Genomic DNA, 12,532 nt, shown 5'->3' on the forward strand with positions numbered 1-12,532 from the left:
AGGTGATTGATGTGCGTGTTAAAGCACATATACCAAATATTTTCACTTTCTTTAATCTAGCCCTTGGTATTGTGGCTATTATAAATATTATTAAAGAAGATTACGTAGCAGCGTCTTTATTAATTTTACTAGCTGCATTTATGGATCGATTTGATGGATCTTTAGCAAGAAAATTTGACGTTGTTAGCGAATTAGGTAAAGAGTTGGATTCATTGTGTGACTTAATTTCCTTTGGAGTAGCTCCGGCCATATTAATATATGCATTCAAACTAGGCGAATATGGTAACTTTGGATTGATCATTATATTATTATTTGCCATAAGTGGTGCTTATCGATTGGCCAGATATAATGTGATGGAGTTTGAAGGCGTGTATTTAGGCATTCCTATTACAATGTGTGGTGGAATTGTTGCCCTAATGACCCTTTATTCTATAAACTATACGACAAATCCCTACTTTATCATTTCTATGATGTTATTTTTATCCTATGCAATGATATCAACAAAGATTAAGCTAAGAAAAAGGTAATTTCAATATAATTTAACTAAAAAACCAGTTAGGAATCGATAGTAGTATCGTGAACTGACTGGTTTTTAAAACAAATGGTATAAGTAATATATTAGTTCTTAAAACTGAAAAGGGTGTTTAATTTGAAATACGTACAAGGTGAAAATATGTTTGAGAAATTTGCAGCCCAGAGAGATAGCCTGATTGCCCAGTTTCAAAAAGGAGATTTAACGAAAAAAGAATTTATAGAAGAAAATTATAGTTATATTCAAAGAATGAATGTAAAACCTTTTAAAAATATCGATAGCTTTGAAAAAGCCATATACAATTATCAGTACTATAATATGATGGCAAAGTATTGCTATTTACAAGCAAGAGAAATGCGAAAAAACGATAAACACGAAGATCTTAATCGAGATTTAATGGATAAAGTAAATTTCTATTATAGAAAAAAAGATCAAAGTACCCATAAAGCTGTTCAAATTCTTGATTATATTGGCGTAGAAGCATATTATATAAAAGTTTCTTCACCAAACTTAAAGGAGAATTTATTTGAAATAATTTTTAAAGATTATCCAAAGATTATCTTACATTCAAGAAACCAGTGGTTATTAAATCACTTAAAGGATGAGCTTGTATTTAAAGAGGGTACACGTAAATCATTAATAGAAAACTATATCAATGAAAAGTACTAAAATATGGAGGGACAAATGAGTAAAACACAAAGATTAGATAAAATTTTAGCCAACCTTGGATTTGGAAGTCGAAAAGATATACGATCCATTTGTAAACAAGGGTTGGTAACAATAGATAATAAAGTCGTAAAAAGTAGTAGTATCCATGTAGATCCTTATCAATCAGAAATAAAAGTAGGGGAAGACTTAATAGAATATAGGGAGTTTGTTTATTTGATGATGAATAAACCACCAGATGTTATATCCGCTACAGAAGACTCAAGACATGAAACCGTGATAGACCTAATTGACACTAGTTTTAGGGTGTTTGATGTATTTCCAGTGGGAAGATTAGATAAAGACACAGAGGGACTTTTATTATTGACCAATGATGGTCAATTGGCCCACAAACTATTGTCACCAAAAAAACATGTACCAAAAACCTATTATGCAAAGGTAGAAGGTAAAGTGACCGATAAAGATATAAAAGCATTTAAAGCTGGTGTAACCCTAGAGGACGGGTACAAAACCTTGCCTTCAGAGTTAGAAATAATTAAATCAGCAGATGTATCAGAAATAGCCTTAACGATTTACGAGGGTAAATTCCATCAAGTAAAGCGTATGTTTGAGGCAGTAGATAAAAAAGTTATTTATTTAAAGCGGTTAACAATGGGCACATTATCTTTAGATAAAGACTTGGAGCTAGGTGAGTATAGAGAATTAACCGAAGATGAGCTAGAAAGCTTGACTAATTAATAGGAGTGTATGCAATGATTAAGAAGAAGCAACTTGTGGATTTAACAATAGAAGAAAATGAGTTCGGAGGCAAAGCCTACGGTTACATAGATCAAACGAAAGTAGTCGTTAAACACGCAATCAAAGGACAAAAAGTGAAAGTTTACATTACAAAAGTAAGAAAAAATAAAGTAGAAGGAAAAGTAATGGAGATTGTAGAAAAATCACCATTAGAAAAAGAAGCTACCTGTAAACATTTCGGAATTTGTGGTGGTTGTTTTAAACAAGGGGTTTCCTACGAAGATCAAGTTAAAATGAAAGAAGATCAGGTAAAAAGACTTTTTGAAGAAGAAAATATAGCAGTAAAAGGATGGGAAGAAATTGGTACAAGCCCGTTAGCCTATAGCTATAGAAATAAAATGGAGTTTTCCTTTGGAGACGAAGAAAAAGGAGGCCCCTTAACATTAGGCATGCATAAGAGAGGGCGTCATTACGATATTGTTACTGTTGATGCATGCACCATAATGGATGAAGATTTTAGAAAAATTCTAAGTACTATTTTAGACTTTTTTAAAGAAAGGGAAATACCCTATTATAACAGTAGGTCGCATATAGGCTATTTAAGACATCTTGTTGTAAGAAAAGCATATTTTACAAAAGAAATATTAGTTAATCTTGTCACAACAACACAAATGGATATAGATATAAACCCATTACTTCAAGAAATAAAAAATTTACAGCTTGAAGGGAAACTAGTTGGTTTTTTACACACTTTTAACGATAACTTAGCCGACACAGTACAAAGTGACAAAACAGATATCCTGTTCGGACAAGACTATGTAACAGAAGAACTGCTAGGACTAAAATTCAAAATTTCAGCCTTTTCCTTCTTCCAAACAAATAGTCCAGGGGCAGAAAAGCTGTACACAATCGTTAGAGATTTCGTAGGTGATGCAAATAACCAAACTGTGTTTGATTTATACTGTGGAACCGGGACCATTGGGCAAATAGTCGCACAAAACGCAGAAAAAGTTATCGGTATAGAAATCATCGAAGATGCCGTAGAAGCAGCCAATAACAACGCAAAATTAAACGAACTAGATAACTGTACCTTTATAGCAGGAGACGTAAAAGAAAAAATAAAATCATTAAAAGAAAAACCAGACATAATCATACTAGACCCACCAAGAGCAGGCATACACCCACAAGCACTACAAGATATAATCGCCTTTGATGCACCAAAGATCGTATACGTATCCTGCAACCCAAAAACACTAGTAAGAGACCTAACTGAATTAGGGCAAAAAGGATATAAAGTACAAAAAGTAAAGTGTATGGATATGTTCCCCCATACGCCGCATACAGAAGTCGTTTCACTCCTTGTGAAGGAGTGAAACGACTGAAGAAAGTATATGGCAGTAGAAATGACAAATCAAAGATTTAAGATTTTCTTGCATAAGTTCGTCAACAACTCCTTTGACGTTGGACGAGCTAATAGAAACGGGCTTTTAATATATTGTATTAGAAATTCACTTAAGCCTTAAATTTTTGATAATACAACCGTTCTACTCACTCTGCTTCTAGTAATATATCTATACTTTTTATGTAGTGTTACTAGACTTCCGCCGTCGTTTTCTAGCCAATCGCATCTTTGCTCTTGGGAAAACTTGGCCTTTATAACACAAAATCACTATTTTAAAGAATTCACCGACATTTTTATTAAATAGACAAAAGAAAATATATGGATATACAATATTTAGATTAATGGATGAATAAAATTGTCACTGTCCCCTTTAGTTATACAGAGGGTCTATCTCAAGAGGGTCCTATCCCTAGTCCACTTCCTTAAATGTAATTTTTAGGAAAAAGTTACCTCTAGTACTAACCCTCGGTTGCAACTATCCATTCGCTTTACATAAACGAACATTTAGCGAATAGTTGGGGGATGTTGGCGCGGGATTTTGGGTGTTTTGTTAGGGTCTAGCTTTAGGATAAAAAAATATATCTCGAAGAAGTAAATGAAAAAAACTTACTTAGATTTTAATGATTTGGAGGGAATAAGTATGGAAGTAAAGAGAAATGTTGAAGGATTTGATACATCTGATTTAGCTTGGGATGCATATAAGATAATGTATAAGTCAGATTGCGACGAGACGATGTCTTTGTGTAAAATTTTTGATTTATCAAAACCAGACATAAAAGCTGGTAGGAAAGAAGCATTTATAAAATCAGAAATAAAAGGGATTACAAAAGAAAATAACAAAAATATTTCAGTTAGTGGAGATATTATTTTTAATTTTTCTGGTAAAGATAGCAAAAACGGACAGGGACGATATGATAATTTTAGAAAATATATTAAGAAAATTGAAGATGAAGAGGAGAAGGAAGAGTATCTAAATAAATTAGAAATATGCCATAGAATGCACTACAGTATAGAAAATTGTTCTCTTATGGTTAAACAAGGCAAATTACAAATAGCAAAACAATCTATTGGTAATGATAGAGGGGATACGTTTATTTGGGCTTTAGATGAATATTATAAGGGAAAAAATGAATTAGTATTAAATCATTCAACACAAGAGAATTGTTTAATATTAAAAGAAGCGTTGAAGTGTTTTGAATATAAAAAATCTCCTAGTGAAAGTATATACCAATATTGTGAAATGTTTTACAATATATACGATAAAGAACTTGTAGATGCTTTAATATATTCAGGTTCGAAAGCAATTAACTCAGCTAGAAGAGTTCAGGAATATATAGAATTAGCTTTAGCGTTTTGGGGTATGAGAAGTAAATTTTATTATCAGAAGAAACAAACAATATTATAACCTCAAATGATACTTCTGTATTGAAACAAAAAGGGACGGTGACTTTTTCACACTAAAATATGGTAATATATATTTGAAATTGTTATAATCAAAAGTAGGTTAGAGCTATTAGACCTTATAAAAGGATTAAAAGCGCTGGAATTGTTGGTTAGATATTATTGTAATAACAGTATAAGTAGTAAGAAAGTTATAGGAATATAATAAATAAAGCATTACTATACTTTTGCATTGTAAGAGTAAGAGATAAATGAAAGGTGGGCATCCTTTGGGATTTATCTTGGAATTTATTTTTGAAATTATCATTGAGGGAAGTTTTGAGTTTGCAAAATCCGATAGAGCACCAAATATCTTCAAAAATTTTGTCATTCTGGTGATCTTCTCTGGGATCGTATTATTTCTGTGGTTATCTTTTATGATGAGAGAAGAAAAGATTATGATGTACACTTTCATTGGTGTGGCTCTTATTATTACGATATTTCTATACAGTTTTTTAAAGGAACTGAAGAGGGGAAAGATATAGTTATATGATGCAAGCTTAAGGAAGGATAAGGAAATGATAATAATGTATAATTAAAAGTAAGATATGGAGGTGTAAGAATGCCCCGAGCAGCTAGAAAAATAAGTTCAACAGGAATATATCATATTATGATTAGAGGAATTAATCGTTCAAATATTTACTCCGATGAAGTAGACAAGAACAAATTTATAGAAATTCTGATGAAAACAAAAGAAGAAACAAAGTTTGAGTTATACGCATACTGCTTAATGGATAACCATGCCCATTTTTTATTAAAAGAGAATGAAGTTACAATTAGTACAATTATGAAAAAAGTGTGTGGCACTTATGGCGCTTGGTTTAATCAAAGGCACAATAGGGTTGGACACGTATTTCAAGACCGATTTAAAAGTGAAACCGTAGAAACAGAGGCGTATTTAATTGAAGTGGCCAAGTACATATTGAACAATCCAGTAAAAGCAAAAATAGTTGAGAATCCAACGAATTTCAAATGGAGCAGTTACAAGGAATATACAAATAAAAGCACATTAACCGATACCGAATTTCTACTTAGCATATACCATACAAATAAAAGAAAGGCAAAAGAACTATTCAGAAAAGAATTTATGAAAAAAGATTTAGTTCCTATAAATTTAACAATAGACAACATAAGAAGAACAGATACTGAAGCAGAAAGTATTGTAGATAGTGAGAAGAAAACCTTAGGGATTAACAACATAGAAAACATCTCAGTAGAGCAAAGAATATTGTTTATAAAAAAATTAAAGGCCATGGGATTGACAAATAGACAGATTATAGCCATATCAGGGCTAAGTAGAAATAAAGTTATTGGAATATAATGGAGTAAACAGTCACTGTACTAGACCCTATATAGTGTACATGTAAGGGACGGTTATGTATACTACTTATAAGGGGAGATGATACGGATGAAAAAGTACACGGATGAGTTTAAGTTACAGGTCATCAAAGACTATTATCAAAGCGATATAGGCGTTAGAGCTATTGCAAGAAGGTATGAATTACCTTCAAAGAACTATATAAACAACTGGGAAAAGCAATTAAAGAAAAAAGGGCTGCTACCTGAAGATGCCTCAAAACTTCATAAGACTGCTGGACCAAGCAAAAACTCTCATATACCTCATGCAAGTAAAACAACTAGAGAGAAACAATTAGAAGCTGAAAATATTAGATTAAAGGCACAAATTGAGTACTTAGAATCTATAAAATACATGAAGCCCTTCTTATCTAAAAAAAAACTAAAATAAGAGATTATAAGTATCAAGCTATATTAGAATTACAGTATAAATATCCTATTGGCCTACTCTGTGAAATTGCAGGAATTAGTCGTACATCTTTATACAAATACAAAAATAAGCCTGCTAAAAGATCAGATGATATAGAAAAAAAGATCCTCCAAATATACAATAAATCTGGAAGAAGGTTAGGTTACAGATCTATAAAACATAAATTAGCAGAAGACTATAGTCTAATGGTGAACCATAAAAAAGTCTTACGAATTATGAGAGAACTAAATATACGTTCTATAACAAGAAGAAAAAAGAAAATATCTAAAGAATCTATAGCAGATATAAAGGCAAACCTTTTGAAGAGAAGCTTTATAGCTCAATCTAAGGGTGAAAAATATGTTACAGATATAACTTTTATTCCTACAAAAACTGGTATGACTTACTTATGTGTCTTAATGGACTTGTACGATAGTAAGGTTGTGTCAGCAACTGTGTCAGATAAGCAAGATAAAGAATTGGTTATCAAAACGATACAACAGGTTGTTGGTAAAATTAATTTGAAAGATGCAATCATTCATAGTGATCAAGGTGTGCAATACAGAAGTATCAAGTACATGGATCTTCTATCAGAACTAGGTGTTCGTCAGAGCATGTCGAGGAAAGGAAACTGTTGGGATAACGCTAAAGCAGAAAGCTTCTTTAGTTTATTTAAATGCGAAGAATTATATCTACACACTAGAGAATTATCTGATGTTAATGAAGTAAAAGATTTAGTTAATAACTACTTAAATTACTATAATAATTATAGACCGCAAACACGATTAGGTGGATTGTCTCCACAAAAATATACAGATATGAATGCTGCATCTTAGTGGAAGTTAGCAATACTTAAAGTCATTAAATATTCTAGTAGGGACAGTTAGGATTAAGAACGTTAAATCTGGTCTTTTTAAAGACCTTCAGAAATTATAGTGCCAGAAAAAAATAGATTAATTAACCGTACCCAAGGTGTAACCTAAAATGGGTCTTGACCACACCGTCCCGTTTTGTTAATACTTTGTGGTAAATGGTTATGAATAAATATTATAGTGTTGTTTTTATTATAACAGTTATCTCAATGTTAATAACTGGTGGTGCTTTAACCTTTATTAATAGTAACCATTATACTTTAGACAGCCCATTTTTAAAGTGGATGATCATGCTTTTGTTTATTTTGCACCTCAATTGGCAAAATAATAGAAATACGGTTTGACATGTTAGATACTGTTAGATTAAAAATCAAAAAGTTAAATTAACCTAATGTAACAAAATTAACTTGCAATGCAACAAACTAAATGTTATATTTTAAGTATAAAATGTTATATTAGGAGGTGGTTTAATTGTTAATGGCAGCTGAAGCCTATTTGAAAGAGAATATCGATGAGCATATTACACTGAATACTTGGAATAAAAAGAATAACTTGCCGATTTTTTTGAGAAACAATTACAGTTTTTATGAGATGACAATTCTTGAAACACGATGTGTTCTAGTGGAAGTTATACATGAGATGCCTAATATCGATCAGCTACAAAAGCATATAAAGCAAATTAAAAACCTGACAGATCTTCATATTGTGCTATTCTACAAAGCGATTACCAGGTATAGAAGAAAGAGTTTAATTGAAAACAGAATTGCATTTGTGATTGAAGATGGGCAAATGTACTTGCCGTTTTTAGGTCTCGATTTAAAAAAAGCGCCAGAGCATGTTGATAAGGAAACAAAGCTTTTTACAACACCTGCACAGATTGCGTACTTGTATTTCTTGTACCATAAAGATGAAGTTGTAAATATAACTGAATTCGCAGATAAGATGGGATTTAACAAAATGACAGCTTCTAGGGCGTTAAATAACCTGTACCATGCGAATTTAATCACCTATGAAATTGCTGGGAAGACAGGACGGAGTAAGGAATATAGAAGGATTCCAGATCCGGATTACTTTAAAAATGGTCAAGCTTATCTTAAAACACCAGTGAGAAAAATCATCTACACCAAGACAAAACCTGTAGGGGCCTTGACTGCAGGACTGGATGCGCTGGCAGGCTTATCCATGTTGAATTCACCTGGTCATCCTGTCCTGGCATTAGATAGAAATCAGCTAAATAAAGAGCAAATAGAAGTTGTTAATAATAATGATTTGATAAAAGATGCGAAACTGGTGGAGCTAGAACTTTGGGATTATGATCCGAAACTGTTTTCTAACAAACACCATGTAGACCTGGTCTCTTTATACGCAACTTTGAAAGAAGAAACTGATGAAAGGATTGAGCAAGCACTTGAAGAGGTATTGCGAGGTGAATCATGGTACAGGGATTAGAAAAATTCAAAGAGTATTTTGGAAATCATACAAGTCAATATGTCTTTATTGGAGGAACTGCTTGCGATATTCTTATGGATGAGTTGGGAGCACCGTTTAGAGCAACCAAAGACCTGGATATAGTGCTAATCATTGAAGCTCTGGATTCCTCTTTTGGAGAAACCTTCTGGCAGTTCATAGAAGATGGAGGCTATGAGCATCGTGAGAAGGGAACTGGTGAAAATCAATTTTACCGTTTCACTAAACCGAAGGATTCATCCTTTCCCAAAATGATTGAACTTTTCAGCAAGCTTCCTAATGAATTTGAACTTAGTTTCGATAGGGGACTAACGCCTATTCACATTAATGATAGCATTGTCAGTCTCTCAGCAATATTACTAAACGATGATTATTATGATCTATTAGTAAAAGGGAAACGCACAGTACACGGCTATTCACTCATTGAAATTGAAACGGTCATCTTGTTTAAGATTAAGGCATGGCTGGATATGAAAGAACGAAAAGAAGTCGGAGAAGAGATCGATACGAAAAATATAAAGAAACATAAGAATGATGTCTTTAGACTTCTGGCCAATGTATCTCCTACAAGCAGGATTGAGTTCACAGAAGAAATTCAAAATGATGTTATTCTGTTCATTGACAAAATCAAGGAAGACAAACCTGATTTGAAGAACTTAGGTATTAAAGGTACAAGCTTTGATGAAATGCTAGAAATTCTAGGTGATATATTCTTAGAAAAAGCAGAAGCTTAATCGAATATAAGATTTCCAAAGAGACATCATAATATGGTGTCTTTATTCATGCTTTAAAGGAGGGGAGGAACTCATGGCAGACAATTTTGGATTGAAGATTGGTGTTGAATGATATAGAAAGTCACTGTCTACTTTTGTTCTTAAGTATTTCACATGACATATTTGTATTTCTGCACAAAATATTGACGTATATATTGGACAATATCTAAAAAATAAAATAGCCTTTACAAACACATAGACCTTGCTATAATGTAAGGTTTTCTTTATTTTTTTGTGTAAGAATATGGTATACTGTAATTATATTTATTTTACATGGCTATGATAGAAATTAGCTTGGAATAAGCCAAAAACATACTTAAAAGATAAGCTGTATTACATACGCCGTAGTCTGTATTAAAAAAGGAAATATAGTTAATTTAGAAAGCTTATATGAAATCTATAAATGCCTATTGCAAAAAGAAACATCGTGGGGTTTAAAATCAATTAGGGGATATTAAAAAATAAAGGAGAAAGGAAGGAGATTATGGGAAAGAGAAACTTATCTGAAGAAGATATAAAAGCCAGATACATTACACCGGCAATTACAAATGCTGGGTGGGATATTAAAAAGCAAGTACGATTAGAATACCCTTTTACAGCAGGGCGTATTATTTTGCGTGGGAATGTTACGGCAAGAGGGAAAAGAAAACGGGCAGATTATGTTTTGTCCTATAAAAGCAACTTTCCTTTAGCCATTGTAGAAGCCAAAGACAATAATCATTCGGTTGGTGCAGGGCTTCAACAAGCTATTGACTATGCCAAAGCGCTAGATGTGCCTTATGTCTATGCCTCAAATGGAGAAGGATTTGTGGAACAGAATCTTATTACAGGGGGAGTAAAAGAACTGAAGCTAGAAGAATTTCCATCGCCAGAAGCTTTATACAAAAGATACAGAATCGATAAAGGCATTGATGAGGCCGAAGAGAAAGTTATACTTGAGCCTTATTACTACATACCAAATTATAAAAGTCCACGCTACTATCAGCGGGTAGCAATAAACAGAACTGTTGATGCTGTTGCTAAAGGGCAAAATCGTGTACTAGTAGTCAGTGCCACAGGTACGGGAAAAACTTTTATGACGTTCCAAATTATCTATCGACTTTGGAAGTCAGGACTTAAGAAAAAAATTCTATTTTTAGCAGATAGAAATGTACTTATTGACCAGACCATCTCAGGAGATTTTAAGCCTTTTGGTGGTAAGATGACAAAGGTTAAAAATAAGAACCTTGATAGTTCTTATGAGATATACTTAGCCCTGTATCAACAACTAGCAGGGGATGAGGGAGAAGAAGCATATCTACAGTTTAAACCAAACTTCTTTGATCTTATCGTTATAGATGAGTGTCATAGAGGAAGCGCCAAAGAAGAATCAGCGTGGCGAAAAATCCTTGATTATTTTTCTTCAGCTACTCATGTAGGGTGTACAGCTACACCTATCGAAACAAAAGAGGCATCGAGTTTCTCTTATTTTGGTGAGCCAATTTATGAATACTCGTTAAAACAAGGAATCGAAGACGGTTTCTTAGCTCCATATAAAGTGATTCGTATCGGTCTGGACAAAGACCTTGAAGGCTATCGCCCAGAAGCAGGTAAAGTAGATAAGCATGGCTATAAGATAGAAGATCGAGAATACAATGTTAAAGATTTTGACCGTAAATTAGTAATAGATGATCGTACGCGGATTGTGGCAGCTAAAATTACAGAGTTTTTAAAGAAGACAGATAGATTTAGTAAGACCATTGTATTCTGTGTGGATATAGAACACGCTGAAAGAATGCGACAAGCGCTTATTAATGAAAACAAGGATTTGTATGCAGAGAATGATCGCTATATTATGCGTATTACCGGTGACAATGATGAAGGTAAGGCACAACTTGAAAACTTTATAGATGAAGAAAGCACTTACCCAGTTATAGCAGTGACTAGCAAGCTAATGACTACAGGGGTAGATGCTAAGATGTGTAAATTAATTGTGTTGGATAATAATTTTGGTGAAAATGGGATGACTGAGTTTAAGCAAATCATTGGTAGAGGAACAAGGCTTCTTGAAGAATATGGTAAGACCTACTTTACTATTATGGATTTTAAAAATGCCAGTAGACTTTTTGCCGATCCTGCCTTTGATGGCAAACCGGAAGTAGTTATTGACCTTGGTGAGGGTGACCCAGTAGATGAACCGGAAAAGCCAACAGACGAAGAGGAAGTGGGCATTGAGGAAGATACAGCGAATGGTCGTGTGAATGAAAAGGAAGGTGAATATGGCACTGGTAATATACCACCTTTTGATGATGAAGGGGAAGATAAGCCAAGAAAGTATTATGTTGGGGATATAACCGTAAGCATTCTGTCAGAACGGGTGCAATATGTAGATAAAGATGGAAAGCTTATCACAGAAAGCCTTATTGATTATACCAAGAAAAACATCCTAGAGCAGTATTCGAGATTAGACGAGTTTTTAAGAACATGGACAGAAGCGGAGAAAAAACAAGCCATCATTGATGAATTACAAGACGGTGGTGTGCTTCTTGATGCTGTAAGAGAAGAATTAGGGCAGACGGAGCTAGATGACTTTGACCTTATCTGTCACATCGCTTATGATAAAGCACCACTTACGAAAAAAGAACGAGCAGAAAATGTGAAGAAAAGACATTATCTCTATAAATATTCAGATACTGCTAAAGAGGTTATAGAAGCACTACTTGATAAGTATGCTAATGATGGTATTAAAGAGATTGAAGATACAAAGGTACTACAACTAAAGGAATTTGCTCAAATCGGTAGTCCGATGAAAATTGTCAAAGCTTTTGGTGGTAAAGAAGCTTATCTAAAAGCTGTCAAAGAACTAGAAAACGAAATATATTATGCATAAATAGAAAA

12 protein-coding genes are annotated in these 12,532 nt (G+C 33.3%); all 12 read left to right on the top strand.

Translation table 11 applies throughout. The annotated features are described in order from the left end of the window. Positions 1 to 11: 11 nt before the first annotated feature. The 12 genes from pssA to hsdR all read left to right on the top strand — a co-directional run bounded on the left by pssA (position 12) and on the right by hsdR (position 12,524). Positions 12 to 527 (top strand): CDP-diacylglycerol--serine O-phosphatidyltransferase, encoded by a 516-nt coding sequence (pssA, locus tag RH915_RS03440; RefSeq protein WP_331618283.1) that lies wholly within the window; start codon positions 12 to 14, stop codon positions 525 to 527. Between the two features lie 113 nt (positions 528 to 640). Beyond that, a complete protein-coding gene (locus RH915_RS03445; protein WP_310477916.1) occupies positions 641 to 1,201 on the top strand; it encodes a DUF6648 family protein in 561 nt (186 codons plus the stop codon). Positions 1,202 to 1,216: 15 nt separating this feature from the next. Next, positions 1,217 to 1,936 (top strand): pseudouridine synthase, encoded by a 720-nt coding sequence (locus tag RH915_RS03450; RefSeq protein WP_310477917.1) that lies wholly within the window; start codon positions 1,217 to 1,219, stop codon positions 1,934 to 1,936. A 14-nt stretch (positions 1,937 to 1,950) separates the two neighbouring features. After that, positions 1,951 to 3,309, top strand: coding sequence for a 23S rRNA (uracil(1939)-C(5))-methyltransferase RlmD (gene rlmD, locus RH915_RS03455; RefSeq protein ID WP_331618285.1), 1,359 nt, complete (start codon positions 1,951 to 1,953; stop codon positions 3,307 to 3,309). Between the two features lie 669 nt (positions 3,310 to 3,978). Continuing rightward, positions 3,979 to 4,743 (top strand): hypothetical protein, encoded by a 765-nt coding sequence (locus RH915_RS03460; protein WP_310477918.1) that lies wholly within the window; start codon positions 3,979 to 3,981, stop codon positions 4,741 to 4,743. A 265-nt stretch (positions 4,744 to 5,008) separates the two neighbouring features. After that, positions 5,009 to 5,263: a hypothetical protein gene (locus tag RH915_RS03465; RefSeq protein WP_310477919.1), complete on the top strand. Its 255-nt coding sequence runs from the start codon at positions 5,009 to 5,011 to the stop codon at positions 5,261 to 5,263. 77 nt (positions 5,264 to 5,340) lie between these two features. Beyond that, a complete protein-coding gene (locus tag RH915_RS03470) occupies positions 5,341 to 6,099 on the top strand; it encodes a transposase (RefSeq protein WP_310477920.1) in 759 nt (252 codons plus the stop codon). Between the two features lie 87 nt (positions 6,100 to 6,186). Then, positions 6,187 to 6,525 carry a transposase gene (locus RH915_RS03475; RefSeq protein ID WP_310477921.1) on the top strand — a complete coding sequence of 113 codons (339 nt, stop codon included), beginning with the start codon at positions 6,187 to 6,189 and terminating at the stop codon, positions 6,523 to 6,525. Continuing rightward, positions 6,522 to 7,379 carry an IS3 family transposase gene (locus RH915_RS03480; protein WP_310477950.1) on the top strand — a complete coding sequence of 286 codons (858 nt, stop codon included), beginning with the start codon at positions 6,522 to 6,524 and terminating at the stop codon, positions 7,377 to 7,379. The genes RH915_RS03475 and RH915_RS03480 overlap by 4 nt, the downstream gene beginning before the upstream one ends. A 531-nt stretch (positions 7,380 to 7,910) precedes the next feature. Continuing rightward, on the top strand, positions 7,911 to 8,864 hold the full coding sequence (locus tag RH915_RS03485) for a MarR family transcriptional regulator (protein ID WP_310477922.1): 954 nt from the start codon (positions 7,911 to 7,913) through the stop codon (positions 8,862 to 8,864). Further along, positions 8,849 to 9,616: a hypothetical protein gene (locus RH915_RS03490; RefSeq protein ID WP_310477923.1), complete on the top strand. Its 768-nt coding sequence runs from the start codon at positions 8,849 to 8,851 to the stop codon at positions 9,614 to 9,616. The genes RH915_RS03485 and RH915_RS03490 overlap by 16 nt, the downstream gene beginning before the upstream one ends. 523 nt (positions 9,617 to 10,139) lie before the next feature. Then, the gene (gene hsdR, locus RH915_RS03495; protein WP_310477924.1) at positions 10,140 to 12,524 is read left to right on the top strand and encodes an EcoAI/FtnUII family type I restriction enzme subunit R; all 2,385 of its coding nucleotides are present in this window, start codon (positions 10,140 to 10,142) and stop codon (positions 12,522 to 12,524) included. Positions 12,525 to 12,532: the final 8 nt, after the last annotated feature.

The sequence above is a fragment of the Serpentinicella sp. ANB-PHB4 genome (assembly GCF_031432315.1).
Lineage (GTDB): Bacteria > Bacillota > Clostridia > Peptostreptococcales > Natronincolaceae > Serpentinicella.

Coding starts and splice junctions, on each gene's coding strand:
- RH915_RS03490 (WP_310477923.1), top strand. CDS start 8,849: ATGGTACAGGGATTAGAAAAATTCAAAGAGTATTTTGGAAATCATACA.
- RH915_RS03450 (WP_310477917.1), top strand. CDS start 1,217: ATGAGTAAAACACAAAGATTAGATAAAATTTTAGCCAACCTTGGATTT.
- rlmD (WP_331618285.1), top strand. CDS start 1,951: ATGATTAAGAAGAAGCAACTTGTGGATTTAACAATAGAAGAAAATGAG.
- RH915_RS03475 (WP_310477921.1), top strand. CDS start 6,187: ATGAAAAAGTACACGGATGAGTTTAAGTTACAGGTCATCAAAGACTAT.
- hsdR (WP_310477924.1), top strand. CDS start 10,140: ATGGGAAAGAGAAACTTATCTGAAGAAGATATAAAAGCCAGATACATT.
- RH915_RS03470 (WP_310477920.1), top strand. CDS start 5,341: ATGCCCCGAGCAGCTAGAAAAATAAGTTCAACAGGAATATATCATATT.
- RH915_RS03460 (WP_310477918.1), top strand. CDS start 3,979: ATGGAAGTAAAGAGAAATGTTGAAGGATTTGATACATCTGATTTAGCT.